At 69.3% G+C, this 25,189-nt stretch carries 23 protein-coding genes and 1 riboswitch; of the genes, 14 read left to right on the top strand and 9 right to left on the bottom strand.

What is annotated here, in order from left to right; genetic code table 11:
* Positions 1–978, top strand: coding sequence for a carbohydrate kinase family protein (locus tag AB0M67_RS04470; RefSeq protein ID WP_365742490.1), 978 nt, complete (start codon positions 1–3; stop codon positions 976–978).
* A gap of 15 nt (positions 979–993) precedes the next feature.
* Here the strand turns inward: AB0M67_RS04470 and AB0M67_RS04465 are convergent, their stop codons facing one another.
* The gene (locus AB0M67_RS04465) at positions 994–2,379 is read right to left on the bottom strand and encodes an aminotransferase class V-fold PLP-dependent enzyme (RefSeq protein WP_365742488.1); all 1,386 of its coding nucleotides are present in this window, start codon (positions 2,377–2,379) and stop codon (positions 994–996) included.
* A 290-nt stretch (positions 2,380–2,669) separates the two neighbouring features.
* Between AB0M67_RS04465 and coxB the strand changes: the two genes are divergently transcribed.
* The 4 genes from coxB (at position 2,670) to AB0M67_RS04445 (ending at position 7,120) form a co-directional block, all read left to right on the top strand.
* Positions 2,670–3,632, top strand: a complete 963-nt coding sequence (gene coxB / locus AB0M67_RS04460) for a cytochrome c oxidase subunit II (RefSeq protein ID WP_365742486.1) — start codon at positions 2,670–2,672, stop codon at positions 3,630–3,632.
* Positions 3,629–5,368, top strand: coding sequence for a cytochrome c oxidase subunit I (gene ctaD, locus AB0M67_RS04455; RefSeq protein WP_365742484.1), 1,740 nt, complete (start codon positions 3,629–3,631; stop codon positions 5,366–5,368). The genes coxB and ctaD overlap by 4 nt, the downstream gene beginning before the upstream one ends.
* Positions 5,365–5,763 carry a cytochrome c oxidase subunit 4 gene (locus tag AB0M67_RS04450; protein WP_249950853.1) on the top strand — a complete coding sequence of 133 codons (399 nt, stop codon included), beginning with the start codon at positions 5,365–5,367 and terminating at the stop codon, positions 5,761–5,763. Before ctaD ends, AB0M67_RS04450 begins: the two co-directional genes overlap by 4 nt.
* A 106-nt stretch (positions 5,764–5,869) precedes the next feature.
* Positions 5,870–7,120, top strand: coding sequence for an Ig-like domain-containing protein (locus AB0M67_RS04445; protein ID WP_365742481.1), 1,251 nt, complete (start codon positions 5,870–5,872; stop codon positions 7,118–7,120).
* A gap of 100 nt (positions 7,121–7,220) precedes the next feature.
* Here the strand turns inward: AB0M67_RS04445 and AB0M67_RS04440 are convergent, their stop codons facing one another.
* Complete coding sequence (locus AB0M67_RS04440; RefSeq protein WP_365742479.1) at positions 7,221–7,622, bottom strand: hypothetical protein; 402 nt, start codon at positions 7,620–7,622, stop codon at positions 7,221–7,223.
* A gap of 196 nt (positions 7,623–7,818) precedes the next feature.
* Between AB0M67_RS04440 and AB0M67_RS04435 the strand changes: the two genes are divergently transcribed.
* From AB0M67_RS04435 to AB0M67_RS04410, 6 genes are all read left to right on the top strand, one after another.
* On the top strand, positions 7,819–8,439 hold the full coding sequence (locus AB0M67_RS04435) for a heme-copper oxidase subunit III (protein WP_365742477.1): 621 nt from the start codon (positions 7,819–7,821) through the stop codon (positions 8,437–8,439).
* Positions 8,440–8,509: 70 nt separating this feature from the next.
* Positions 8,510–9,319, top strand: a complete 810-nt coding sequence (locus AB0M67_RS04430) for a c-type cytochrome (protein ID WP_365742475.1) — start codon at positions 8,510–8,512, stop codon at positions 9,317–9,319.
* Positions 9,316–10,368 carry a Rieske 2Fe-2S domain-containing protein gene (locus tag AB0M67_RS04425; protein WP_365742473.1) on the top strand — a complete coding sequence of 351 codons (1,053 nt, stop codon included), beginning with the start codon at positions 9,316–9,318 and terminating at the stop codon, positions 10,366–10,368. Before AB0M67_RS04430 ends, AB0M67_RS04425 begins: the two co-directional genes overlap by 4 nt.
* Positions 10,365–11,990 carry a ubiquinol-cytochrome c reductase cytochrome b subunit gene (locus AB0M67_RS04420; protein WP_365742471.1) on the top strand — a complete coding sequence of 542 codons (1,626 nt, stop codon included), beginning with the start codon at positions 10,365–10,367 and terminating at the stop codon, positions 11,988–11,990. The genes AB0M67_RS04425 and AB0M67_RS04420 overlap by 4 nt, the downstream gene beginning before the upstream one ends.
* Before the next feature lie 194 nt (positions 11,991–12,184).
* Entirely contained in the window at positions 12,185–13,249 is a 1,065-nt protein-coding gene (gene trpD / locus AB0M67_RS04415; protein WP_365742469.1) for an anthranilate phosphoribosyltransferase, read from the top strand.
* 660 nt (positions 13,250–13,909) lie between these two features.
* A riboswitch (SAM riboswitch) is annotated at positions 13,910–14,027 on the top strand.
* A gap of 197 nt (positions 14,028–14,224) precedes the next feature.
* Positions 14,225–15,610 (top strand): aminotransferase class V-fold PLP-dependent enzyme, encoded by a 1,386-nt coding sequence (locus AB0M67_RS04410; RefSeq protein ID WP_365742467.1) that lies wholly within the window; start codon positions 14,225–14,227, stop codon positions 15,608–15,610.
* Positions 15,611–15,613: 3 nt separating this feature from the next.
* Here the strand turns inward: AB0M67_RS04410 and AB0M67_RS04405 are convergent, their stop codons facing one another.
* The 7 genes from AB0M67_RS04405 to AB0M67_RS04375 all read right to left on the bottom strand — a co-directional run bounded on the left by AB0M67_RS04405 (position 15,614) and on the right by AB0M67_RS04375 (position 21,782).
* Entirely contained in the window at positions 15,614–16,789 is a 1,176-nt protein-coding gene (locus AB0M67_RS04405) for a glycerate kinase (protein ID WP_365742465.1), read from the bottom strand.
* Positions 16,786–18,219: an SLC13 family permease gene (locus tag AB0M67_RS04400; protein WP_365742463.1), complete on the bottom strand. Its 1,434-nt coding sequence runs from the start codon at positions 18,217–18,219 to the stop codon at positions 16,786–16,788. Before AB0M67_RS04400 ends, AB0M67_RS04405 begins: the two co-directional genes overlap by 4 nt.
* Positions 18,220–18,310: 91 nt before the next feature.
* The gene (locus tag AB0M67_RS04395) at positions 18,311–18,970 is read right to left on the bottom strand and encodes a response regulator transcription factor (protein WP_129769780.1); all 660 of its coding nucleotides are present in this window, start codon (positions 18,968–18,970) and stop codon (positions 18,311–18,313) included.
* Positions 18,967–20,430: an ATP-binding protein gene (locus AB0M67_RS04390; RefSeq protein WP_365742460.1), complete on the bottom strand. Its 1,464-nt coding sequence runs from the start codon at positions 20,428–20,430 to the stop codon at positions 18,967–18,969. Before AB0M67_RS04390 ends, AB0M67_RS04395 begins: the two co-directional genes overlap by 4 nt.
* The gene (locus AB0M67_RS04385) at positions 20,381–20,686 is read right to left on the bottom strand and encodes a small hydrophilic protein (RefSeq protein ID WP_365742458.1); all 306 of its coding nucleotides are present in this window, start codon (positions 20,684–20,686) and stop codon (positions 20,381–20,383) included. The genes AB0M67_RS04390 and AB0M67_RS04385 overlap by 50 nt, the downstream gene beginning before the upstream one ends.
* A gap of 107 nt (positions 20,687–20,793) precedes the next feature.
* Positions 20,794–21,075 (bottom strand): Lrp/AsnC ligand binding domain-containing protein, encoded by a 282-nt coding sequence (locus AB0M67_RS04380; protein ID WP_249950839.1) that lies wholly within the window; start codon positions 21,073–21,075, stop codon positions 20,794–20,796.
* Positions 21,072–21,782, bottom strand: a complete 711-nt coding sequence (locus AB0M67_RS04375) for a rhomboid family intramembrane serine protease (RefSeq protein ID WP_365742455.1) — start codon at positions 21,780–21,782, stop codon at positions 21,072–21,074. Before AB0M67_RS04375 ends, AB0M67_RS04380 begins: the two co-directional genes overlap by 4 nt.
* A gap of 211 nt (positions 21,783–21,993) precedes the next feature.
* Here AB0M67_RS04375 and AB0M67_RS04370 point away from each other — a divergent pair, with 211 nt between their 5' ends.
* The 3 genes from AB0M67_RS04370 to AB0M67_RS04360 all read left to right on the top strand — a co-directional run bounded on the left by AB0M67_RS04370 (position 21,994) and on the right by AB0M67_RS04360 (position 25,035).
* Entirely contained in the window at positions 21,994–22,236 is a 243-nt protein-coding gene (locus AB0M67_RS04370) for a hypothetical protein (RefSeq protein ID WP_249950837.1), read from the top strand.
* 37 nt (positions 22,237–22,273) lie between these two features.
* Positions 22,274–23,638 (top strand): NYN domain-containing protein, encoded by a 1,365-nt coding sequence (locus AB0M67_RS04365; RefSeq protein WP_365742453.1) that lies wholly within the window; start codon positions 22,274–22,276, stop codon positions 23,636–23,638.
* Positions 23,639–23,997: 359 nt separating this feature from the next.
* Complete coding sequence (locus AB0M67_RS04360) at positions 23,998–25,035, top strand: NlpC/P60 family protein (protein ID WP_365742451.1); 1,038 nt, start codon at positions 23,998–24,000, stop codon at positions 25,033–25,035.
* Positions 25,036–25,189: the final 154 nt, after the last annotated feature.

Here is a 25,189-nt window from a genome sequence, read left to right as displayed (position 1 = left end):
GTGCGAATCGCAGTCACCGGCTCCATCGCCACCGACCATCTGATGACCTTCCCCGGCCGCTTCGCCGACCAGCTGGTCGCCGAGCAGCTCCACACGGTCTCCCTTTCCTTCCTGGTCGACAACCTCGATGTGCGCAGGGGCGGTGTCGGAGCGAACATCTGCTTCGGCATGGGCCAGCTGGGCACCTCTCCCATCCTGGTCGGCGCGGCCGGTGCGGACTTCGACGAGTACCGCGCCTGGCTGGACCGCCACGGGGTCGACACCCTGTCGGTCCGTATCTCCGAGGTCCTGCACACGGCCCGCTTCGTCTGCACGACCGACGCCGACCACAACCAGATCGGCTCCTTCTACACGGGCGCGATGAGCGAGGCGCGGCTGATCGAGCTGAAGAAGGTCGCCGACCGCGTCGGCGGACTGGACCTGGTGCTCATCGGCGCGGACGACCCCGAGGGCATGCTCCGCCACACCGAGGAGTGCCGTACCCGCGGGATCCCGTTCGCCGCGGACTTCTCGCAGCAGATCGCGCGCATGGGCTCGGACGAGATCCGTACCCTGCTCGACGGCGCCACCTATCTCTTCTCGAACGAGTACGAGAAGGGGCTCATCGAGTCCAAGACCGGCTGGTCCGACGCCGAGATCCTCTCCCGGGTCGGCCACCGCGTCACGACGCTGGGCAAGAACGGCGTCCGTATCGACCGCGTGGGCGAGGAGCCGATCATCGTCGGCTGTCCCGAGGAGGAGACCAAGGCCGACCCGACGGGCGTCGGCGACGCCTTCCGCGCCGGATTCCTCTCCGGCCTCTCCTGGGGCGTCGGCCTGGAGCGCGCGGCCCAGGTCGGCTGCATGCTCGCGACCCTCGTCATCGAGACCGTCGGCACCCAGGAGTACACCCTGCGCAGGACCCACTTCATGGAGCGCTTCACCAAGGCGTACGGCCATGACGCCGCCGCCGAGGTCCAGGCCCATCTGGCCGTCTGACGTACGGCCCGGGAGCTACGACAGCCGGCGGACCACATACGCGACACCGTGGTCCGCCGGCCGCTCGCCCACGTACTCCTGGCCGCGCATCTCGCACCACGCCGGAATGTCCAGCCGCGCCGCCTCGTCGTCCGAGAGCACCGTCACCGTCCCGCCCACCGGTACGTCGCCGAACACCTTCGCCAGCTCGATCACCGGAATCGGACACCGCTTGCCCAGTGCGTCCACCACGAGCGAGGGTTCCCCGCCCGCGGACCCGGCGGCGGAGACCGGCGCTCCCAGGCGCTCGCGTACGCCGGACACCACCGAGGGCAGCACCTCAAGGAACGCGTCCACCTCCGTCTCCGGAGTGCCGAGGGGCAGCGAGATCCGGACGTTTCCCTCCGACAGCACACCCATCGCCCGCAGCACATGGCTCGGGGTCAGCGTGCTGCTCGTACAGGACGAGCCCGAGGAGACGGAGAACCCCGCCCGGTCCAGCTCGTGCAGCAGCGCCTCCCCGTCGACATAGAGACAGGAGAAGGTGACGAGATGGGGGAGCCGGCGGTCCGGATCGCCCACCACCTCCACATCGGGCACCAGCTCGGGCACCCGCGCCCTGATCCGGTCCACCAGCGCCCGCAGCCGCGCCGCCTCGTCCGCCGCCTCCGCGCGTACCGCCCGCAGTGAGGCCACTGCGGCCACGATCGCCGGAATGTTCTGGAACCCGGGAGCGCGCCCCGACTCCCGCTCGTCGGCAGGACCTCGCGGGGCGAACCGGACACCCTTGCGTACGACGAGCAGCCCGACGCCCGCCGGGCCGCCCCACTTGTGCGCGCTCCCCGTCAGCAGCGACCACGCGCCCTCCACCGGGCCCCAGCCCAGCGACTGCGCCGCGTCCACCAGCAGCGGCACGCCCCGGCCGCGGCACGCCTCGGCGACCGCCGCCACCGGCTGCTCCGTCCCCACCTCGTGGTTGGCCGACTGGAGACAGGCCAGCGCCGTGTCCTCGCGCAGCGCTCCGGCGTACGCGTCGGGCGACACCGCGCCGAGCCGGTCCACCGGCACCTCGGTCACCGAGCCGCCGGTCGCCGCCTCATGGGCCGCTGCCGCGTGGAGCACCGAGGAGTGCTCCACCGCGGACACCACCGCGTGCCGCCCGATACGCCGGCGCCCCGCCAGCGCGCCCGACATTCCGGAATGCACCGCATGTGTCCCCGAAGGAGTGAAAACCAGTTCGTCGGGGCGGCAGCCGACGGCCTCGGCGGCGGCCTCGCGGGCCGCGTCCAGCAGCACCGCGGCCCGCCGGCCCTCGCGGTAGAGCCGGGCGGGGTCGGCCCAGCCCTCGTCCAGGGAAGCCTGGAGAGCCTGACGGGCGACGGGGTGCAGCGGAGCGGAGGAAGCGACGTCGAAGTAGGCCACGCCCCACGCTAACGCGGGTACCCGGAGCTGCTGGTTCCAGGTAACCGGAGGGAGCGTCAGAAGCACCCCGGAAGCGGTCCTTCCAAGGCCCCGGGAGGGCCTCGGGAACGGCAAGTCCACCCCTTCGTGGAGTCGGGCGGCGCGTTGGGCACCCTCCCCGCACGGCCCTAAATCGCGTCCAGTAGGGTTTGGTCCGCATAAACATCCAAACCCCTGCCTGCGTGGGCCGGCGACCGACCAGGAGACGGCCGCAGCCGACCGCGCGGGCGAGACTCTCGGGAAGGCGCTACGTGAGTCCCAACGGCTCCGACCGCTCGTCGCGGCGCCCGATGCGGCGGAAGCTGCCGCAGGTGCTGACTGCGGGCCTGATCCTCGCGACCGCCACCGGTTGCACATACAAGGACTTCCCCCGCCTTGGAATGCCCACCCCAGTGACGGAGGAGGCTCCCCGGATCCTCTCCCTCTGGCAGGGCTCGTGGGCGGCAGCGCTCGTCACGGGCATCCTGGTATGGGGTCTGATCCTGTGGAGCGTCATCTTCCACCGGCGCAGCCGCACCAAGGTGGAGGTACCTCCGCAGACCCGGTACAACATGCCCATCGAGGCGCTGTACACCGTGGTCCCGCTCATCATCGTCTCGGTGCTGTTCTACTTCACCGCACGGGACGAGTCGAAGCTCCTCTCACTCTCCGAGAAGCCGGCCCACACCGTGAACGTGGTCGGCTACCAGTGGAGCTGGGGCTTCAACTACATCGAGAACGTGGACGGCAACACCGGCACGGGCAACGAGATCCCCCCGGAGCTCGACGCCATCCCGAAGCGGTTCACCGACCAGTTCCCCAAGGGTGCCGAGGGCGTCTACGACGCCGGTGTGCCGGGCCAGCGGAACCCGCAGACCGGGAACCCGGGTCCGACGCTGTGGCTCCCCAAGGGCGAGAAGGTCCGGTTCATCCTCACGTCGCGTGATGTCATCCACTCCTTCTGGGTGGTGCCGTTCCTGATGAAGCAGGACGTCATCCCGGGTCACACCAACTCCTTCGAGGTGACCCCGAACCAGGAGGGCACCTTCCTGGGCAAGTGCGCCGAGCTCTGCGGCGTCGACCACTCGCGGATGCTCTTCAACGTCAAGGTGGTCTCTCCTGAGCGCTACCAGAAGCACTTGGAGGATCTGGCCAAGAAGGGCCAGAGCGGCTACATCCCGTCGGGCATCGCGCAGACGGATCCGGCCAAGAACGCGGAGACGAACAAACTGTGAGCATCCTCAACGAACCCCAGGGTGCCGCCGCAGCAGCTGACGACTCCTACGAGAGCGAGCTGCCGGTACGGCGCAAGCAGCCGGGCAATGTCGTCGTGAAGTGGCTGACCACCACAGATCACAAGACGATCGGCACGATGTACCTGGTCACATCGTTCGCGTTCTTCTGCATCGGCGGTCTGATGGCGCTCTTCATGCGCGCCGAACTGGCCCGTCCCGGTACGCAGATCATGTCGAACGAGCAGTTCAACCAGGCGTTCACGATGCACGGCACGATCATGCTGCTGATGTTCGCGACGCCGCTCTTCGCCGGATTCGCGAACTGGATCATGCCGCTGCAGATCGGCGCGCCCGATGTGGCGTTCCCGCGGCTGAACATGTTCGCGTACTGGCTCTACCTCTTCGGCTCGATCATCGCCGTGAGCGGTTTCCTCACCCCTCAGGGCGCCGCGGACTTCGGCTGGTTCGCGTACTCGCCGCTGTCGGACGCGGTGCGTTCGCCGGGTATCGGCGCGGACCTGTGGATCATGGGTCTGGCCTTCTCCGGCTTCGGTACGATCCTCGGCTCGGTCAACTTCATCACCACGATCATCTGCATGCGCGCCCCCGGCATGACGATGTTCCGGATGCCGATCTTCACCTGGAACGTGCTGCTGACCGGTGTACTGGTCCTGCTGGCCTTCCCGGTGCTCGCCGCCGCGCTCTTCGCGCTGGAGGCGGACCGTAAGTTCGGTGCGCAGATCTTCAACTCCGCCAATGGCGGGGCGCTGTTGTGGCAACACTTGTTCTGGTTCTTCGGGCATCCAGAGGTGTACATCATCGCCTTGCCGTTCTTCGGCATCGTCTCCGAAGTGATTCCGGTCTTCTCGCGCAAGCCGATGTTCGGTTACATCGGTCTGGTGGCGGCGACGATCGCGATCGCGGGCCTGTCGGTGACGGTATGGGCGCACCACATGTATGTGACGGGCGGCGTGTTGTTGCCGTTCTTCTCCTTCATGACCTTCCTGATCGCGGTGCCGACCGGTGTGAAGTTCTTCAACTGGATCGGCACGATGTGGAAGGGCTCACTGTCCTTCGAGACGCCGATGCTGTGGACGATCGGATTCCTGATCACCTTCGTGTTCGGTGGTCTGACCGGTGTGATCCTGGCGTCGCCGCCGATGGACTTCCATGTGTCCGACTCCTACTTCGTGGTGGCGCACTTCCACTACGTGGTGTTCGGCACGGTGGTGTTCGCGATGTTCGCCGGATTCCACTTCTGGTGGCCCAAGTTCACCGGCAAGATGCTGGACGAGCGGCTCGGGAAAATCACGTTCTGGACGCTGTTCATCGGTTTCCACGGCACCTTCCTCGTCCAGCACTGGCTGGGCGCCGAGGGTATGCCGCGCCGTTACGCGGACTATCTCGCCGCCGACGGTTTCACCGCGCTGAACACCATCTCCACGATCAGCTCGTTCGTCCTCGGCGCCTCCGTCCTGCCGTTCTTCTACAACGTCTGGAAGACGGCCAAGTACGGCAAGAAGGTCGAGGTCGACGACCCGTGGGGCTATGGCCGTTCGCTCGAATGGGCGACTTCCTGCCCGCCGCCGCGGCACAACTTCCTCACGCTGCCGCGCATCCGTTCCGAATCGCCGGCGTTCGATCTGCACCACCCCGAGATCGCCGCGTTGGAACACCTTGAGCTCGACGGCCAGAAGGACACCGCCCTCGCGGGTGGCAAGGAGGTCGGCAAGTGAAGATCCAAGGCAGGCTGTTCATCTGGCTGAGCGTCTTCATCCTGGCCACCGCCGTCGTCTACGGCGTCTGGTCGAAGGAGCCGGTCGGTACGACGGCGCTGTTCCTGGCCTTCGGCCTGAGCATCATGATCGGGTTCTATCTGGCCTTCACGGCTCGCCGGATGGACGCGCTGGCTCAGGACAACAAGGAGGCCGACGTCGCGGACGAGGCCGGCGAGGTGGGGTTCTTCGCCCCGCACAGCTGGCAGCCGTTCTCGCTCGCCGTCGGCGGTGCGCTCGCCTTCCTGGGTATCGCTATCGGCTGGTGGCTGCTTTACTTCTCGGCACCACTGATCCTGATCGGTCTCTGGGGCTGGGTCTTCGAGTTCTACCGGGGCGAGAACCAGAACCAGTAGCACTCTGAGTGAACCCGGGGCCCGAGCATTCCATGCGGAGTGCTCGGGTCCCCCGTTTGCTCTTCTCACCGCGCGCAAAAGCGGCAGGCGTTCTTATCTTGTGCTCATGAATCACACGCCACGCTTGCGCACCGTCTTGAGCTGCACCCTGCTGGTCGTGTCCCTCTGGGCGAGCGCGACCGCGTGCAGCGGCAACGAGAAGCACCCGCTCTCGGCCAAGCCGTCCGACGCCACCGGCAAGATCTCCTTCAGCACGTCCGCGGGCAAGACCAAGGCCGACCCGGACAAGCCCCTCGAAGTCACCTCCACGGGGGCCGACGGCAAGATCACCGACGTCACCGCTGTCGACAAGACGGGCCACTACCTGGCCGGCGAACTCGCCGCCGACGGCACACGCTGGCACTCCACGGCGCCCCTGGCAGCCGGCAGCCGCTACACCGTCAAGGTCTCCACGGAGAGCAAGAAGGGTGCCCCGGGCCTCCGGACGCTCACCTTCGACACTCGCCCCGCCAAGAAGAAGCTCACCGTCGAATTCGGCCCGGACTCGGGCGAGTACGGGGTCGGCCAGCCCATCACCGCCACGCTCAGCGAGCCGGTCACCTCCAAGAAGGCCAGGGACGTGGTCGAGCGGTCCCTGAAGGTACGCTCCCAGCCCGCCGCGGACGGCGGCGCCTGGCACTGGGTGGACGAAACCGAACTCCACTACCGCCCCAAGGACTACTGGCCCGCCAACGGGACCGTCACCGCGTCGAGCACCCTCGAAGGTGTGAAGATCAGCGACAAGCTGTACGGCGGCGCGGTCAAGCCGATCAAGATGAAGACCGGCGACCGGGTCGAGGCCATCGTCGACGCCAGCGCCCACTACATGACGGTCTATGTCAACGGGGAAGAGATCAACAGCATCCCCGTGACCACCGGCAAGCCCGGCTTCTCCACCCGCAACGGCATCAAGGTCGTCCTGGGCCAGGAGTACTTCGTACGGATGCGCGGCACCAGCGTCGGCATCGGCGGCGGGGAGGGCTACGACCTGCCGGTCTACTGGGCCACCCGCGTCACCTGGAGCGGTGAGTACGTACACGCCGCGCCGTGGTCCGTCGGGTCGCAGGGGTCCGCGAACGTCAGCCACGGCTGCGTGGGCATGTCCACGGGCAACGCCGCCTGGTTCTTCGAGACCGTCCAGGAGGGCGACATCGTCCAGGTCATCAACAGCGCCGGGGACTACATGGAGGACTTCGGCAACGGCTACGGCGACTGGAACGTGGACTGGAAGGACTGGCGCGACGGCAGCGTCCTCCAGGCCGGTACGCGGGAGGGCAGCAGCCCCGCGGACAAGGCGAGGCTCCGGCCCGTCGTCTGAGCCCGGGATCCCGAACCGAATGGTCCGTGAGGGGGCCGTGGACGTCCTGACCGACGTCCGCGGCCCTCAGTCGTGCGTGGTCGTCAGTCGTGCGTGGTCCTCACGCGTCCACGGCGAGCCTGGTGCGCAGCAGGGAGGCCAGCGCCTCCGCGAAGCCGACCGGTTCGACCGGAAGGGTCACCGCGGCGTCCGCGCGGCTCCAGGTGGCCAGCCAGGCGTCCTGCGGGCGGCCGATCAGCAGCAGCACGGGCGGGCAGTGGAAGATCTCGTCCTTGATCTGCCGGCAGACCCCCATACCGCCGGCGGGGACCGTCTCGCCGTCCAGCACACAGACGTCGATACCGCCCTTGTCCAGCTGCTTGAGCACCGCGGGCAGAGTGGCGCACTCCAGGAACTCGACCGGCGGCACATCGGCGGCCGGTCGGCGTCCCGCTGCCAGCCGGACCTGCTCGCGGGTGTTCGCGTCGTCGCTGTAGACCAGCACCGTGGCGGTCGGCTGCATTGTTCCTCCGTGACATCAGTGTCTGCGAGGGCTTCAGGGCGTCGTTGCCATGAACCGATGCCGCGGATGCTACTCCGTCGGACACCATGTCAGCACGGGTAATGACACCGCTTCGCCGGGCTGTTCGAGCTGGGCACACCCCGTGGACACACCGAACGGCACCCCCGGGGTCAGGGCGGGATAAGCGACCGACATAATGTCGGTCGTGGCGACAGCAACGACAGTAGAAACCGGGCACGCGCACCCGTCGGTCAATCGGCCGAACCTCACCAGCGTCGGAACCATCATTTGGCTGAGTTCCGAGCTGATGTTCTTCGCGGCCCTCTTCGCGATGTACTTCACCCTGCGATCGGTGATGGGAGCTGAGTACTGGAAGGAAATGGCTCATGCCCTGAACGTCCCGTTCTCGGCAACGAACACCACCATCCTGGTGCTCTCCTCCCTCACCTGTCAGCTCGGCGTCTTCGCCGCCGAGCGAGGTGACGTGAAGAAGCTCCGCACCTGGTTCGTGATCACGTTCGTGATGGGTGCGATCTTCATCGGAGGCCAGGTCTTCGAGTACACCGAGCTGGTCAAGAAGGACGGCATCTCGCTCTCCTCCGACCCGTACGGCTCGGTGTTCTATCTGACCACCGGCTTCCACGGTCTGCACGTGACGGGGGGTCTGATCGCGTTCCTGTTCGTTCTGGGCAGGACGTACGCGGCCAGGAGATTCACCCACGAGCAGGCGACCGCCGCCATCGTCGTGTCCTACTACTGGCACTTCGTCGATGTCGTCTGGATCGGCCTTTTCGCCACGATCTACTTGATCAAGTAGCCGGGCACCGCGCCCGAGCGCACACAGTCCAGAAGCACCGACGCAGAAGATCCTGACACCGGGGTAATCCGTGAAAAAGCTCTCCGCACGACGACGCCATCCGCTGGCGGCGGTCGTCGTCCTACTCCTCGCGCTGGCGGCCACCGGGGGGCTGTACACCGCGTTCGCGCCCGCGGGCAAGGCGCAGGCTGACGAAACCGCCCAGTCCCTCGCCATCGAGGAGGGCAAGAAGCTCTACTCCGTCGGCTGCGCCAGCTGCCATGGAACCGGCGGTCAGGGAACCTCTGACGGCCCGAGCCTGGTCGGCGTCGGCTCCGCCGCCGTGGACTTCCAGGTCGGCACCGGCCGTATGCCGGCCATGGCGCCCGGCGCCCAGGTGCCGAAGAAGAAGGTCATCTACTCGCAGAAGGAGATCGACCAGCTCGCCGCGTATGTCGCGTCCCTCGGCGCCGGTCCGATCACACCGACCGAGAAGCAGTACAGCCCCGCCGGTGCGGACATCGCCAACGGTGGCGAGCTGTTCCGTACCAACTGCACCCAGTGCCACAACTTCACCGGTGAGGGTGGGGCGCTGACACACGGCAAGACCGCGCCGTCGCTTGAGGGCGTGGATCCGAAGCACATCTACGAGGCCATGCAGACCGGCCCGCAGAACATGCCGTCCTTCCCCGACTCCACGATGCCGGAGAAGGAGAAGAAGGACATCATCGCCTACGTCAAGGCGGTGAACGGTGAGCAGTCCGCGAGCCCCGGCGGTCTGAATCTGGGCGGCCTCGGCCCGGTCAGCGAAGGGCTTTTCGCCTGGATCTTCGGTCTGGGTGCTTTGATCGCAGTTGCCGTCTGGGTCGCGGCCCACACCGCTAAGGCCAAGAAGTCATGAGTAGCCAAGAAGAGATTCCAGAGAACCTGCCGAGCGAGCAGGGGGCCGCGGGCACCGCGGTGGAGCGTACGGACGACCCGTTCGCGGACCCGGGACTGCCGGCCCACCGGCCGCGTGTGCAGGACATCGACGAGCGGGCGGCCAAGCGGTCCGAGCGCGCGATCGCCTTCCTGTTCCTGCTGTCGATGGTCGCGACGGTGGCCTTCATCGCCTCGTACGTGGCGTTCCCGGTCAACAAGATCGTCTACATCTTCCCGTTCGGCCACATCAGCATCCTGAACTTCTCGCTGGGCCTGACCCTGGGCATCGCGCTCTTCTGCATCGGCGCCGGCGCGGTCCACTGGGCCCGCACGCTGATGTCGGACGTGGAGATGGCCGACGAGCGCCATCCGATCGAGGCGACGCCCGAGGTCAAGGCGAAGGTCCTGGAGGACTTCGCGATGGGCGCCGCGGAGTCCGGCTTCGGCCGGCGCAAGCTGATCCGCAACACCATGTTCGGCGCGATGGCGCTGGTGCCGCTCTCCGGCGTGGTGCTCCTGCGCGACCTGGGCCCGCTGCCCGAGAAGAAGCTCCGCTCCACGCTGTGGCGCAAGGGCAAAGAGCTCATCAACATGAACACCAATGAGCCGCTGCGCCCCGAGGACATCGTCGTGGGTTCGCTGACCTTCGCCATGCCCGAGGGTCTCGACACACACAGCGAGGACTTCCAGAAGCAGATCGCCAAGGCGGCTCTGATGATCGTCCGGATCCAGCCGGACGAGATCAAGGACAAGCGCGAGCTCGAATGGTCCCACCAGGGGATCGTGGCGTACTCGAAGATCTGTACCCATGTCGGCTGCCCCATCAGCCTGTACGAGCAGCAGACGCACCATGTGCTCTGCCCGTGCCACCAGTCCACCTTCGACCTCTCCGACGGCGCCCGCGTCATCTTCGGCCCGGCCGGTCACGCCCTTCCGCAGCTGCGTATCGGTGTGAACGCTGAGGGCAACCTCGAAGCGCTCGGCGACTTCGACGAGCCCGTCGGCCCTGCCTTCTGGGAGCGCGGATGAGTACCGCTGACGACAAGAACCGCAAGGCGCCCGCCGGTGAGCGGGTCGCCGACTGGGCGGACGGCAGGCTGGGCATCTACGGCCTGGCCAAGGCCAACATGCGGAAGATCTTCCCGGACCACTGGTCCTTCATGCTCGGTGAGATCTGCCTCTACAGCTTCATCATCATCATCCTCACGGGTGTGTATCTGACGCTGTTCTTCCACCCGTCGATGAACGAGGTGGAGTACCACGGCAGCTATGTCCCGCTCCAGGGCGTGATGATGTCGGAGGCGTTCGCCTCCACGCTGGACATCAGCTTCGACGTCCGCGGCGGTCTGCTGATCCGGCAGATCCACCACTGGGCGGCGCTGATCTTCCTCGCGGCCATGCTGGTCCACATGATGCGTGTCTTCTTCACGGGCGCGTTCCGCAAGCCGCGCGAGGTCAACTGGCTGTTCGGCTTCCTGCTGTTCGTCCTGGGCATGTTCACCGGATTCACCGGTTACTCGCTCCCGGACGACCTGCTGTCCGGCACCGGTGTCCGGTTCATGCAGGGCGCGGTCCTGTCGGTGCCGGTCGTCGGAACGTATCTGTCGATGTTCCTGTTCGGCGGGGAGTTCCCCGGCGGCGACTTCGTGGCCCGGTTCTACTCGGTCCACATCCTGTTGCTGCCCGGCATCATGCTCGGCCTGGTGGTGGCCCACCTGATCCTGGTCTTCTACCACAAGCACACGCAGTTCGCGGGCCCCGGCCGTACGAACAGGAACGTCGTGGGCATGCCGCTGCTGCCGGTCTACATGGCGAAGGCCGGAGGCTTCTTCTTCCTGGTCTTCGGTGTGATCGCGATCGTCTCCGCGATCGCCACGATCAACCCGATCTGGGCTCTCGGCCCGTACCGTCCCGACCAGGTGTCCACCGGCGCGCAGCCCGACTGGTACATGGGCTTCTCCGAGGGACTCATCCGTGTGATGCCCGGCTGGGAGATCAATTTCGCCGGCCACACCCTGGTCCTGGGTGTCTTCATCCCGCTGGTGATCTTCCCGCTGGTGCTGGTCGCGATCGCGGTCTACCCGTTCATCGAGTCCTGGGTCACCGGTGACAAGCGCGAGCACCACATCCTGGACCGCCCGCGCAACGCGCCGACCCGTACGGCGTTCGGCGTGGCCTGGCTGACCTGGTACTTCATCCTGCTGGTCGGTGGTGGTAACGACCTGTGGGCGACGCACTTCCATCTGTCGATCAACGCGATCACCTGGTTCGTCCGGATCGCCTTCTTCGCCGGACCGGTCGTCGCCTTCGTCATCACCAAGCGGATCTGTCTGGGTCTCCAGCGGCGCGACGCCGAGAAGGTGCTGCACGGACGCGAGTCCGGTGTCATCAAGCGGCTGCCGCACGGTGAGTTCATCGAGGTCCACACCCCGCTGGAACAGGGCGACCTGCACAAGCTCACCGCGCACGAGCAGTACAAGCCGGCCGAGATCGGCCCCACGGTCGACGAGAACGGCGTGGAGCGCAAGGTCGGCCCGACCGAGAAGCTCCGCTCGAAGCTGAGCAAGGGCTACTACGGCGAGGGCAACCAGATTCCCAAGCCCACCGCCGAGGAGTACAAGGAGATCACCAGCGGCCACGGCCACCACTGATCCCGCCCGGCCTCATAAGGTCGCCACCACCGAGGGCCCCGGCCCGGTCTCCCGAAAGGGAACCGGCCGGGGCCCTCGGCGTATGTCCTGTCCCGGAGTACGGGCATCCGCCCTGCACGCCGGTACGCGCCGATAGGCTGGCCGAGGGCCGCACACAAGGCCCGCGCAATGGACCCGGACACCCAGGAGCGAGCATGAGCGCTGTGACCCCCGTCGGAGGCGACACCGCGGCGGCCCGCACCTGGCCGGGCGTACTGAACGCGCTGCTGAGCGGTGCCGACCAGAGCGCGGACGCCACGGCCTGGGCGATGGACCGGATCATGAGCGGCGAGGCCACCAACGCGCAGATCGCCGGATTCGTTGTCGCGCTGCGCGCCAAGGGCGAGACGGTCGCGGAGATCAGCGGCCTCGTACGCTCGATGTACGCGCACGCCAACCTGATCGAGGTGCCCGGCCGGACCGTCGACATCGTCGGCACCGGCGGCGACGGCGCCAAGACCGTCAACATCTCGACCATGTCGTCGATCGTGGTCGCCGGCACCGGTGCGAAGGTCGTCAAGCACGGCAACCGCGCCGCGTCCTCGGCGAGCGGTGCCTCCGATGTGCTGGAGAAGCTCGGCGTCAACCTGGAACTGACCCCTCAGCGGGTCGCCGAGGTTGCCGAGGAAGCCGGCATCACCTTCTGCTTCGCGGTGAAGTTCCACCCCGCGTTGCGTCATGTGGCCGCCGCGCGAGGCGAGTTGGGCATCCGCACCACCTTCAACTTCCTGGGTCCCCTCACCAACCCGGCGCGGGTCCGCGCGCAGGCGACCGGCGTCGCGGACGCCCGTATGGCGCCGATCATCGCGGGCGTGCTGGCCGAGCGCGGCTCCTCCGCGCTGGTCTTCCGCGGCGACGACGGCCTCGACGAACTGACCACCACCGCGACGTCGCGGGTGTGGGTCGTACGGGACGGCGCGGTGACGGAGGAGGCGTTCGATCCGCGGGACGTGGGCCTGGAACTGGTCCCCGTGGAGGCGCTGCGGGGCGCGGACGCCTCGTACAACGCGGATGTCGCACGGCGGCTGCTGGCGGGGGAGACGGGGCCGGTGCGGGACGCGGTGCTGCTGAACTCGGCGGCGGCGCTGGTGGCGCTGGATCCGACGGGGGAGTCGCTGGCGACGCAGCTGTCGGCGGGGATGGCGAGGGCGGCGGAGTCGATCGACTCGGGTTCAGCGGGGCGGGCGTTGGCGCGGTGGGTCGCGTCGTCGCAGTCGTAGGTTTTCTGTGGCCGGGGCCGGTGGTTGTGTGCGGTGCACCTCCGGCGGGGGGCGGTTTCCGGGGTGCGTTTCGGCTGGGGCCGGTTTCCGAGTGCGGGTTGTCGCCGGGGTGCCCTCCGGGCGGTGCGCCTTCCGGCGGGGGCGGTTTCCGGGGTGCGTTTCGGCTGGGGCCGGTGGTGCGGTGCGGGTTGTCGCCGGGGTGCGCTCCGGGCCTCGCGTCCGGGACTGCATGATTTACGGCGCGCAGCAGCCGGACGTCTGGACACTGGCGGTCGCGCGCCACAAATCACGCTCTACGTCCCGGACACGATCCCTGCGCGCCCCCCTTCACCGCCCGCTCAGGCGGCCCGGTCGTGCGCGAGGGTGGGCGGGGGAGGCGGCGGCGCTCTCCCGTACCCGGCCACCTGCCGGTACCGACCGGATCGGGACGGGTGACCACCGGGGGGAGGGGGTCGGGGTCGTAGGAGGTGCGTGTCCGGACACTAAAGCGTGATTTGTGGCGCGCGAACGCCCGAACCATCGTCGGGGCAGGGTCGCGCCGTAAATCATGCCGTCCGGACATGTACCTCCGGAGGCCCCGGCCCCCGGCAGCTGACCACGCAACCGCAACCGCAACCCGAACCACACCCACGCCCACCCATATGGCATACTCTCCGGCAAGGTCATGAGCGACAGCGATTAAGGCCCCGGCTCGCTGTCCGGCAACCCTCCGTCCGTGGCGGGGTGCCCCGGGTGAAGACCAGGCCGTAGGCAGCGAGGTCTGCGGCAAGCGCGGACCCCTGCCACCTTTGGGGTCCTGGTCCTCAAGGGAGCAGTCTCGTGAGCAAGCGAATGCGTTAGGGCGAGCGCGCCCCCTCTTCAACACCTCCGCACGGCGACCCCGTGCGTCGAGGCACACCCCGCCACCATCGCGGCGCAGCCGCGCACCGCGGGGACTTGAAGCCGTTCCGACTTGTCCTGCCGGGAGATATCGCCATGTCCGCACGCCCGAACGCCGCCGCCACCACGACCGCCTCCGACGACCCCGCCTGCGCCGCACCGCTGCCCGTGCTCGGGCGTGAGGTGACCGTTCCGCTCGTCACGGGCGGCGAGGTCACCTACGCCGCGCTCGACTACGCGGCCAGCGCCCCCGCCCTTCAGCGCGTGTGGGACGACGTCGCCGCGTACGCCCCGTACTACGGCAGTGTCCACCGGGGCGCCGGTTATCTCTCGCAGCTCTCCACCGACCTGTTCGAGAACAGCCGCCGCACGGTCGCGGAGTTCCTCGGCTGCCGCCCCGATGACCAGGTCGTCTTCACCCGCTCGACCACCGACTCGCTCAATCTGCTGGCCGCCGCGGTCCCCGCCGAGTGCGAGGTGTTCGTGTTCGAGACGGAGCACCATGCCTCGCTGCTTCCCTGGCGGGACGCGCGGGTGACCTATCTGAACGCTCCCCGGACGCCGGGCGAGGCCGTCGCCACGCTGGAGCGGGCGCTCGCCGGGCGGGGGTCCGCGGGGCCGGCGCTGGTCTGTGTGACCGGTGCGTCCAATGTGACCGGTGAGCTGTGGCCCGTACGGGAGCTGGCGACCGCCGCGCACGCGGGGGGTGCCCGTATCGTGCTGGACGCCGCTCAGCTCGCGCCGCACCATCCCGTGGACATCGCGGAGTTGGATGTCGACTGGGTGGCCTTCTCCGGGCACAAGCTGTACGCGCCGTTCGGGTCCGGGGTGCTCGCGGGGCGGGCCGACTGGCTCCAGGGCGCGGAGCCGTATCTCGCCGGCGGTGGCGCCAGCCGTAAGGTGGCGCGCCGGGCCGATGGCGGGGTGGATGTCGACTGGCACACCACCGCGGCCCGGCATGAGGCCGGTTCGCCCAATGTCATCGGGGTGTACGCGATCGCCTCGGCCTGCAAGGCGCTCACGGACGCCGGGTTCGACACGCTGGTGGCGCGCGAGCAGCGGCTCGTGGCCCGGGTGCGGGAGGGGCTGGCCGGGGTGCCCGAGGTGAAGGTGCTCTCGCTGTTCGGCGATGACGCGCCGCGGGTCGGCGTGCTGTCGTTCGTGGTCGAGGGGTGGAACAGCTCGCACTTCGCCGCCGCGCTCTCCGCGGAGTACGGCATCGGTGTACGGGACGGGCTCTTCTGCGCCCATCCGCTGGTACGGACGCTGCTGGGCAGTGACCCGCGGGACCCGGGGGAGTGCGGCGCCCCGGACGCCGAGCCGGGCGAGCGGTCGCTCAACGCGATCCGGGTCAGCTTCGGCGCCGGGACGCCGGACGAGCATGTCGACCGGTTCGTCCGGGCCGTGCGGGAGCTGGTGACCGATGGCGCGCGGTGGAACTACCGTACGGAGGACGGCCGCTGCGTCCCCGACCGGGGCTGAGCCTCAGGCCGCGACGGGTGCGAGGCGCGTGCCCAACAGCACCATCCGCAGGGCGCGTTCGGTCGCGTCGGCGAGGAACTCGCCACCGCGGTCGAGGGCTTCGGGCAGTGCCACCGGCGCGGGCAGGATCGAGCTGTACGCGTCGACCCCCAGGGCCCGCACCTCGTGCGCGCCCTGCCCGATGGTGCCGGCCAGTACCAGGACCGGTACCCCGGACGCGTGGGCGCGGCGAGCCACTTCGGCCGGGATCTTGCCGCGTACGGTCTGGTGGTCGAGCGCGCCCTCGGCGGTGATCACCAGATCGGCGCGGGCCAGCCGGGCGTCGAGGTCGAGCCGGTCGAGCAGGACGTCGAAGCGGGGCAGCAGACGCGCGCCGAGGGCGGCCAGACCGGCTCCCAGACCGCCGGAGGCGCCCGTGCCGGGGGCGGTGCGCAGGTCGGTTCCGGGGGACAGGTCCCGGGTGAGGACGGCCGCCCACCGCTCCAGCGCCATGGACAGCTCCTCCACCAGGGCCGGGCCCGCGCCCTTCTGCGGGCCGAACACCCGGGCCACCCCGCGCGGGCCGCACAGGACGTTGAACGGGTTGCAGGCGACCAGCAGTTCGGTGCCGGAGAGCCGCGGGTCGAGTCCGCTCGTATCGATACGGTCCAGTCCGCGCAGCGCCGCGCCGCCCGGGGGCAGTTCCCGGCCGCGGTGGTCGAGGAGCCGGGCGCCGAGCGCGCGCAGCGCCCCGGCGCCGCCGTCCGACGTACCGGAGTCGCCGCAGCCGACGAGGACGCGCCGGACGCCCAGGTCCAGTGCGGCGCCGATGAGCTGGCCGACGCCGTGGGTCGTGGTGGTGCCCGGGTCGCGCCGGCCGGCCGGTACGAGCGAGAGGCCCGCGACGGCGGCCATCTCGACGACGGCGGTCGCCGTAGCGGGCGCGGTGCCCCCGAGGAGTGCGAAGTGGCTGCTGACGGGGTCACCGACCGGGCCGGTCGCGGTGTACGGGACCAGCCGGCCGCCGGTCGCGGCGGCCAGCGCCTCGGCGGTGCCCTCGCCCCCGTCCACCAGCGGGATCAGATCGACCTCCGCGTCGGGGACCACCCTGAGCAGGCCCTCGGCGATGGACTCGGCGACCTGGCGGGCGGAGAGGGACTCCTTGAAGCCGCTGGGGGCGATGGCGATGCGGTAGCTCATGGCTGGGTCTCCAGACGAACGGGCACGCCGAGCAGCGGCCAGACGGCGAGGGCGAAGAGCAGGACGAGGGCTGCTGTGAGCGGCGCGAGCACGGCGGAGAGCCGGAGCAGATCACGCGGGGTGTAGGTGGGTGTGCCGGGCAGATCGGCGAAGAGCGCGACGGGTTTCGCGGAGGCGGGCAGGGTGTGGCAGAACCCGGCCGCGGCGGTCGAGGCGAGCGCGGCGGCCATCGGGTTGACGCCGGCGCCGATGGCCGCGACGACCACCAGCGGGACCAGTACGGAGGATCTGGCCGAGCGGGACTGAAGGGCCAGATGGGCCGCCGTACTGATCAGCACCACCCCGGTGAGGAACGCCCACGGCGGGATGGTGGAGCCGCCGGGCACCCAGCTGACCAGCCACGCGGCGGCTCCCGACTCGGCGAGGGCGACCCCCATCGCCATGGTCGCCGCCATGAAGAGCAGCAGGGGCCAGGGCACGGTCCGCAGTCCGTCCTTGAGTCCGACGGTCCCGAGCGCGGGGGACGCGGCGACGACCGCGCCGATCAGCGCGACCACCGCCGGTGACACACCGTGCAACGGCTCGCTGCACCACAGCACGACCACGGTCCCGAGCAGCAGCGCGCACCGCGCCTCCGACGAGGTCAGCGGGCCGTCGACCGGGGTGCCCGAGTGCTGCTGGATCTCGGCGGCGGTGATGTGGACGGGTCCGCGCCGGTCGGCGCGTGTGGTGGTCGTCAGGAGTACCGCCTCGGCGGCGAGATGCGAGGAGACGACGGCGAGCGGCAGCCCGAGCAGCAGGCATTCGACAAACCCCAGCCGCTGTCCGGTCTGCTCCCACAGCACGCTGACGGTGATCAGATGCGCGCCCGCGCCGATCAGGGTGGCGACGGCGGAGAGCAGGATGACGGTCGGGAAGAGCAGCGCGAGCATGACGACGAGGCGTGTGCGGTCGGCGAGCGCCTTGGCGAGCGCCAGGAAGACCGGCAGGGCGAGGGCCGCGCGCCCCGAGGTGGCCGGTACGGCGAAGGCGGTGACCACCAGCGCGGCTGTGGTCAGATGCGTCAACTGCCGTACGGTACGGGCCCCGCCGACCAGGAAGGCCGCGGCCCGGCCCGCCAGCCCGGTGCCCGTGACCGCGGCCGCCAGGACGAACGCGCAGATCAGCAGCCACACCGTCTCGTCGCCGAGCGTCGCGAACAGCGTCTCGCTGCTGATCACGCCCGTCGCGGTCAGCGCCAGCCCGGCGCCCAGGGCGATATACGTGTCGTCCACCGGGGTGGCGATCCAGGCGCAGGTGGCGAGGGCGAAGACGCCCAGGGTGAGCCGCGCGTCACCGCTCAGGCCCGGAAGGGAACCGGGCACGGCGAGCAGCGCGCAGATGCTGAGTACGGCGCAGAGCCAGCCGGCCTGCCGGAACGAGAGGGTCACGACGAACAGCTTCTGTCCGTGCGGTGAGCCCCGAATGAACGCTTTGTGAAAGGGAGTTCATGTGGCGGGCCTGGCCGGGGCCGGATGGCCGTCACGGCATCCGGTAGCCCATGCCCCGTACGGTCTCCAGCCGCTGGGCGCCCAGTTTCTTGCGCAGGGCCCGTACGTACACGTCCACGATATTGGAGCCGGGGTCGAAGTCGTACCCCCAGACATGGGAGAGGATCTGTTCACGCGAGAGCACCTGGCCCGGATGGCGCAGAAACAGTTCGAGCAGCACGAACTCACGGGCCGTCAGATCGACGGTGAGCTCGCCGGAACGCGCCCTGCGGGTCCGCAGGTCCAGGCTGAGGTCGCCGCTGCGCAACATCGTCACCTCGGGCGCGCGGGCCGCGGTACGCAGCCGTAGCCGTATCCGCGCCAGCAGCTCCTCGAACCGGAACGGCTTCGTCATCCAGTCGTCGGCGCCGCCCTCCAGTCCTGCCACGGTGTCCCGTACGGAATCCCGTGCCGTCAGCACGATGACCGGCAGCGTCACCCGTGCCTCGCGCAGCTCCCGCAGCACGGTGAAGCCGTCGCGCCCCGGCAGCCCGATGTCGAGCAGGACCAGATCGAAGCCGCCGGTGACGGCGTACTCCAGGGCCGAGTCGCCGTCGGCGGCCACGGTGGTGGTGAAGCCGTTGGCGCGCAGCCCCTTCTCCACGAAGGAGGCGATGCGCTCCTCGTCCTCGGCGATCAGAATGCGGTTCATGAACTCGTCTCCAGGATGAGTACGAAGGTGGCGCCGCCGCCCTCGGTGGGGCGCAGCTCGACCCGGCCCCGGTGGCCTTCGGCGATCGCTCTGACGATCGCCAGGCCGAGCCCGGCGCCGCTGGTGCGGGCGCCGCGGCGGGCCGTACCGCGGCGGAAGCGTTCGAAGATCACCTCCGCGTCCTGCGGCTGTACGCCGGGGCCGTTGTCGGTGACATGGAGTTCGAACCGGTCGCCGTACGCCTGTGAGCCGATCCGTATGCGCTGCCCCGGCACGGTGTGCTGCACGGCGTTCTGCGCGAGCTGCACCATCGCCTGGGTGATCCGCTGCGGATCGAGCCGCGCCTCGCGGTCCGCGACCCCGTCCAGCACCCATTCCCGGTCGCCCAGCGTCCGCGCCTTCACGAAGACATCGGCGGTCAGTTCGGCGAGCTGGACCGGTTCGGGGCTGATGAAGTCGGGCCGTTCGGCCTTGGCGAGCAGCAGCAGATCCTCGACGATGCGGCTCATCCGGTCCAGCTCGTCGGTGACCAGACGTACGGTCTCCTCCCGGTCGGCCGGGTCGTCCCCCATCACCTCCAGATGGCCGCGCACGATGGTGATGGGCGTACGCAGTTCGTGCCCGGCGTCGTCGACGAACTCCCGCTGCGCGGCGAACGCCCGCTCCAGCCGGTCGAGCATCCCGTTGAAGGTCTCGGCGAGGGCCGCGATGTCGTCCCGGCCCTTGACGGGGATCCGGCGGGTGAGGTCCTGCTCGGTGAGTTGCGCCGCGGTGATCCGTACGACCCGTACGGGCGCGAGTATGCGGCCCGCGACCGCCCAGCCGATGCCGGTCGTCATCAGCAGCGCCACCCCCGAGATGGCCAGCAGCGTACGGAACGTCTCGTTCGCGACGGCCCGTTCCCGGTCCGCGTGGAAGGCGACGACGAACGCGCCGGGCGCCGCGTCACCGGCCGGGTCTATGGCGACCTTCGCCCAGCGCAGCTCGCCCCCCGAGCGGTGCAGGGTGCCGGAGGCCGCCTCGGAGGCGAAGATCCGGGTCAGCGCGTCGCCGTCCCGCCACAGGGCGGTCCGGTCGGGGAGATCGCGGCGCTGCCGGATCACATGAGGCTTGGGTACATCGGCCCTGATCAGGCCGAGCAGTTCCTCGTCCGCGTCGGAGTACTGGCGTTGCAGAAACACCCGGAGCAGTCTGCGCGGGTCGCTGAACCGCTCGCCGGTCTCCGGATCGACGCCCTGGCTGACGAAGTTCGCGAACTCGCCGGTCTCCTGGGTGAGCAGCTGGCTGATCCGCTGGTCGACATCCCGCAACAGGATCGAGCGGGTGGTGGTGGCCACGGCGGCCAGCGCGATCGCCATCACCACGAGCAGCCAGAGGAGGATCCGTACCCGGGCGGAGATGGGGCGCGAGTCAGCCGTCTTCACCGGCGTCGTCCCCGCGGTCGTCCCCGCGGTCGTCATCGTCGTCACCGTCGGTGGCCGAGGGCCCGGGTACGACGGCGTCGCCCGGGGTGGCGCCGGGGCCCGGGCTCATCGAGGGGGTCGGCGTGGTGTCCGGCAGCACGGTCGGCGTGCCGGACGGCGTGGTGCCGAGTTCCACCTTGGGCGGCACCTTCGGCGCGTCGGGACTGTCCGTCATCGCGTAGCTGGTCGCGGCGATACCGAGCGGGATGGCGACGACCGCCGCCAGGGCCGCCAGACGAGGAGAGAAAGCCATGTCCGTCATGGTGCCGGGCGCGGAGGAGGCGGGGATGAGCGCCGGATGAGGAATTCTTCATCCGCCGCCGCCGCCGCCGTCGGCACTGGCACCGACGCCGAGAGGCTCTAGGCGTCGAGTCCGATGGCGAAGGCCGCTTCCAGGTCGTGCTGGGAGTACGTACGGAACGCCACATGCGTGTCCGTGCCCTCGACGCCCTCGATCTTGCTGATCCGGCCGGGGATCACATCCGCCAGATCGTCGTGCTTGGGGACCCGGACCATGGCGATCAGGTCGTACGTACCGGTGACCGAGAAGACCTCGCTGACGTTGTCGAGGGCCGCGATCGACTCCGCGATCTCGGGGATCCGGTCGACGCTGGTCTTGATGAGCACGATCGCGGTGATCACGGTTGGCGTTCTCCCTCGGTGGCCGCGGCTTGGTCTTTCACTCTATCGGTACGCCAGTACCGCACCCAGGCGTAGAGGAAGCCCGCCCCGAACCCCACCAGATGCGCGAGATAGGCGACCCCGGGGCCGGAGCTCGCGCCGTGCGCCGCCACCCACTGGAGCACGAACCAGAAGATCAGCACGATCCAGGCGGGGAAGCGCAGCGGCAGGAAGAGCAGAAACGGGAAAAGGCTGGTGACCCGGGCTCTGGGGAAGAGATAGAGGAAGGCGCCGAGCACCCCCGAGATCGCGCCCGAGGCGCCCACCAGCGTCTGGTCCGAGTCGGCGTTGGCCGCCGCGTACACGAACAGCGCGAAATAGCCGACGGCGAGATAGAAGAGCGCGAAGCGCGCCCGGCCCATCCGCTCCTCGGCCATCGCCCCGAAGACATACAGAAAGAGCATGTTGCCCAGCAGATGCAGCCAGCTGCCGTGGACGAAGAGCGCCGTCAGCGGGGTGAGCAGGGCGTGCGGGGTGCCGCGCAGCAGATTGACGGGGATGACGCCCCACCGTTCGAAGTACGCGCTCTGGGTCGCGAGGAGCGTGTCCCCCTCGCCGTACCCCGGATTGAACCCCGACAGCGGGCTGACCAGGAAGACCAGACAGCAGAGGCCGATCAGTCCATAGGTCACCACTGGGCCGTCGGCCGCCGTCCGCCACTTGATCATGGACAGAGCATTGCCTAACGGGACCGACTGGTACAGAGCGCCTCGCCGCCCCCTGGAGTGGCCGCCAGGCCGTAGGGTTGCTGGCATCACATGCGTGTTCCGGCATCTCCGCGTTTCGACGGCGCATCGCGGGACACCGCACGAGAGACGACGGAAACCACGAAACTCCGAAGCTACGAAACTCCGAAACTACGAAAAGAGGACAGCGACGATGACGACGGTTCCCCAGCCGACGGCCGCTACCAGGTGGCGCTGCACGCTGTGCGGCAATCTCACGCGCTTCGATGTGACCCGCTCGTCGAAGACCGTCGAGTACGTCCATCTGGACCTGGCCGGGGAGCCGAAGGTCGAGGAGCGCGAGGTGGTCAGTGAGACCATCGAGTCGGTGCGGTGCCGTTGGTGCAACGCCGTGGACCAGATCGAGCTGGTGGACAGGCCAGGGGCCGGTTCCTGAGGGAGCCGCCCGAAAGGGGTAGATGGGGTGACGGATCGTGGAGCAGCCCGCGAGCGGTGCTGAGCCGGCCGGTGCGGCCGGCGGTGACGCCGCGGAGGCGCTCGACCGCCCGCTCCCGGACGGGGTACGGCGCCGGGTCGTCGCGCTGGTCTCCGACGCCTTCGGCGGGCTGACCGTCACCGAACTCCCCGCGCAATTGCGGCAGTACGCCCGGTTCACCCCGAACAGACGGGCGAAGTTCGCGGGGAACGCGATGGCCGCCGCCCTGGAGAGCGACCCGGTGTTCCGCCAGCGGATCGGGGAGCGGATCGGCCAGGCCCAGCCGGAACTGGCCGCGGCTCTGGAGGCGGGCTCGCCGCCCGCCGCCGCCGACCCCGTCGATGTCGCCGCCGCCGCGTATGTCCTCAGGCCGCCCGGGTGGGTGAAGCTGGTGGCCGCCGCGGGCGAGGAGGCCCAGCGGGCGGACGCCGAGCGGGCCGGTGCGGAGACCCGGCGCGAGCTGGAGCGGCTGCGCGAGGAGCTGGCCGTCGCCAGGGCGCTGACGAAGAGCGAGACCGAACGGCTGCGTACGGAGCTGGAGGCGGCCCGTAAGGAGTCCGAATCGCTCCATCGCAAGCTGCGCAGCGCCCACAGCGATGTGAAGCGTGGCGAGGCGGCCCTGCGCCGCGCGCACGCGGAGTCCGAGGCGTTCCGGGCCGAGTCCGCGGCGCAGATCTCCGCCGCGGAGAGCGAGACGCGCCGGATCAGGGCGCGTCTCGGTGAGGCGGAGGCGGCCGTCGAGGCGAGCCGCCGGGCCGCCCGCGAGGGCCGTTCGGTGGAGGACATGCGGCTGCGGCTGCTGCTGGACACGGTGCTGGAGTCGGCGCAGGGGCTGCGCCGCGAGCTGGCGCTGCCGCCCGCCGCCGCCCGCCCCGCGGACCTGGTCGACGCGGTGGAGCCGGGCCGGATGTCTCCCAAGGACGTGGCGGCCCGCGCGCTCTCCGAGACCGATCCCGCGCTGCTCGACCAGTTGCTCGCGCTGCCGCAGGCGCATCTGATCGTGGACGGCTACAACGTCACCAAGACCGGCTATCCGACGATGCCGCTGGAGAAGCAGCGGCTGCGGCTGCTGGGCGGGCTCGCCATGCTCGCGGCGCAGACGGGCGCCGAGATGACCTGTGTCTTCGACGGCGCCGAGCTGGCGGCGCCGGTGCTGCTCGCCCCGCCGCGCGGGGTACGGGTGCTGTTCTCGAAACCGGGTGTGACGGCGGACGAGTTGATCCGCCAGCTTGTCAGGGCGGAGCCGCCGGGCCGGCCCGTGGTGGTCGTCTCCACCGACCGGGAGGTCGCGGACGGGGTCGCCAGGGCCGGCGCCAGGCCGGTCGCGTCCGCCTTGCTGCTGAAGCGGCTTTCGCGCGTCTGATGCCGATCGCACCCTGATCGCGGCACTGGTCAAGTCATGGGAACAATGACCGAATTGATCGCTTGTTGTCGCAGCGCAGCGTCAAATGTCCATGACTGCCTGTGTGGTGTCGGTAAATTATGTGCGTCCCGACTGAGTTTTTCCTTGGAAGGATTTGAAGTGATCACAAGAAGGTCACTAAGGTCAGGCCTCGAACCTTCGCGCGGTTGATCATCCATCCGGGGTGGCAGCGAAGGAACCGCCGATTTCGTGCAGTTCAGCCCGGTTCAGTCCAGTTCGCTGGAGGGATGGACGCAGGAAGCCGGGACTTCGCGTCCCCCACGCCCGGTAGGCGGCTGAGGAAGAAGGAGCTCGCCTCCGTGGCGTCCCACCGTCGACCCAAGCAGCCGAGCCGCGCCCGTGTGACCGTGCTCACCGTTACCGCCGCCGCTGCCGTTGCTCTCAGCGCCCAGGCCGCGAACGCCGCCCCGAAGCCGAGCAAGGAAGACGTCAAGGAGAAGGTCGACAAGCTCTACGAGGACGCGGAGAAGGCCACCGAGAAGTACAACGGGGCCAAGGAGGCGCAGGGCAAGCTCGAAAAGCAGGTCGACGCCCTCCAGGACAAGGTCGCCCGCGGCCAGGACGAGCTGAACGACCTGCGCGACGGCCTCGGTTCGATGGCCAGCGCCCAGTACCGCACCGGCGGCATCGACCCGGCCGTGCAGCTGTTCCTCTCCTCGGACCCGGACAGCTACCTGGAGAAGGCGTCCACGCTCGACCAGGTGAGCGCCAAGCAGGCCGACACGCTCCAGCAGATCCAGTCCAAGCAGCGGACCCTCGCGCAGCAGCGCCAGGAGGCCCAGGGCAAGGTCAAGGACCTCGCGGAGACCCGCAAGCAGCTCGGCGAGAAGAAGGACGAGGTCCGCGGGAAGCTCGCCGAGGCGCAGAAGCTGCTCAACACGCTGACCGCGCAGGAGCGTCAGGCGCTCGCCCAGGAGGAGGAGTCCCGCGCCAGCCGCGACGGCGGCACCTCCTCGCGCGCCGACCTCGGCAACGTCGGGTCCTCCTCGCAGCTCGCCGCCGCCGCGTTCGCCGCCGCCCAGAGCAAGATCGGCACCCCGTACGTCTACGGCGCCAGCGGCCCCAGCTCCTTCGACTGCTCCGGGCTGACCTCCTGGGCGTTCGCGCAGGCCGGCGCCGCCATACCCCGTACCTCCCAGGCCCAGGCCAACGCCGGTACGCGCCTCGGGATGAGCCAGCTCAAGCAGGGCGACCTGGTCATCTTCTACGGCGACCTGCACCACGTCGGCTTCTACGCTGGCAACGGCCAGGTGCTGCACGCCCCCAAGCCCGGTGCCAACGTGCGCTACGAGTCCATCAACAACATGCCGTTCCAGTTCGGGGTCCGGATCGCCTGACGGCTCCTGACACCCGCCCATTCGGGCGAATTCCCGCTACGCACGCTGACGCCGCGCCCCACCGATGACCTTGTGGTCTCCGGTGGGGCGCCGTTTTGTGTGCGCGGGGCGGTCGTTGGCCGCTCCGTGGTCGCACGGCTACTGTCTGCTGCGC

It is taken from the genome of Streptomyces sp. NPDC051662 (genome assembly GCF_040681655.1).
Classification (GTDB): Bacteria; Actinomycetota; Actinomycetes; order Streptomycetales; family Streptomycetaceae; genus Streptomyces.
The sequence above is the reverse complement of the archived record's forward strand: the minus strand, read 5'-3'. Positions and strand labels throughout refer to the sequence as shown.

What these genes read in the sequence shown, in the direction of transcription:
- trpD (WP_365742469.1), top strand. Translation starts at nt 12,185, where the DNA reads ATGAGCGCTGTGACCCCCGTCGGAGGCGACACCGCGGCGGCCCGCACC.
- AB0M67_RS04375 (WP_365742455.1), bottom strand. Translation starts at nt 21,782, where the DNA reads ATGATCAAGTGGCGGACGGCGGCCGACGGCCCAGTGGTGACCTATGGA.
- AB0M67_RS04405 (WP_365742465.1), bottom strand. Translation starts at nt 16,789, where the DNA reads ATGAGCTACCGCATCGCCATCGCCCCCAGCGGCTTCAAGGAGTCCCTC.
- AB0M67_RS04410 (WP_365742467.1), top strand. Translation starts at nt 14,225, where the DNA reads ATGTCCGCACGCCCGAACGCCGCCGCCACCACGACCGCCTCCGACGAC.
- AB0M67_RS04390 (WP_365742460.1), bottom strand. Translation starts at nt 20,430, where the DNA reads ATGACGACCGCGGGGACGACCGCGGGGACGACGCCGGTGAAGACGGCT.
- AB0M67_RS04425 (WP_365742473.1), top strand. Translation starts at nt 9,316, where the DNA reads ATGAGTAGCCAAGAAGAGATTCCAGAGAACCTGCCGAGCGAGCAGGGG.
- AB0M67_RS04370 (WP_249950837.1), top strand. Translation starts at nt 21,994, where the DNA reads ATGACGACGGTTCCCCAGCCGACGGCCGCTACCAGGTGGCGCTGCACG.
- AB0M67_RS04435 (WP_365742477.1), top strand. Translation starts at nt 7,819, where the DNA reads ATGTCGGTCGTGGCGACAGCAACGACAGTAGAAACCGGGCACGCGCAC.
- AB0M67_RS04385 (WP_365742458.1), bottom strand. Translation starts at nt 20,686, where the DNA reads ATGGCTTTCTCTCCTCGTCTGGCGGCCCTGGCGGCGGTCGTCGCCATC.
- AB0M67_RS04445 (WP_365742481.1), top strand. Translation starts at nt 5,870, where the DNA reads ATGAATCACACGCCACGCTTGCGCACCGTCTTGAGCTGCACCCTGCTG.
- AB0M67_RS04440 (WP_365742479.1), bottom strand. Translation starts at nt 7,622, where the DNA reads ATGCAGCCGACCGCCACGGTGCTGGTCTACAGCGACGACGCGAACACC.
- AB0M67_RS04395 (WP_129769780.1), bottom strand. Translation starts at nt 18,970, where the DNA reads ATGAACCGCATTCTGATCGCCGAGGACGAGGAGCGCATCGCCTCCTTC.
- AB0M67_RS04420 (WP_365742471.1), top strand. Translation starts at nt 10,365, where the DNA reads ATGAGTACCGCTGACGACAAGAACCGCAAGGCGCCCGCCGGTGAGCGG.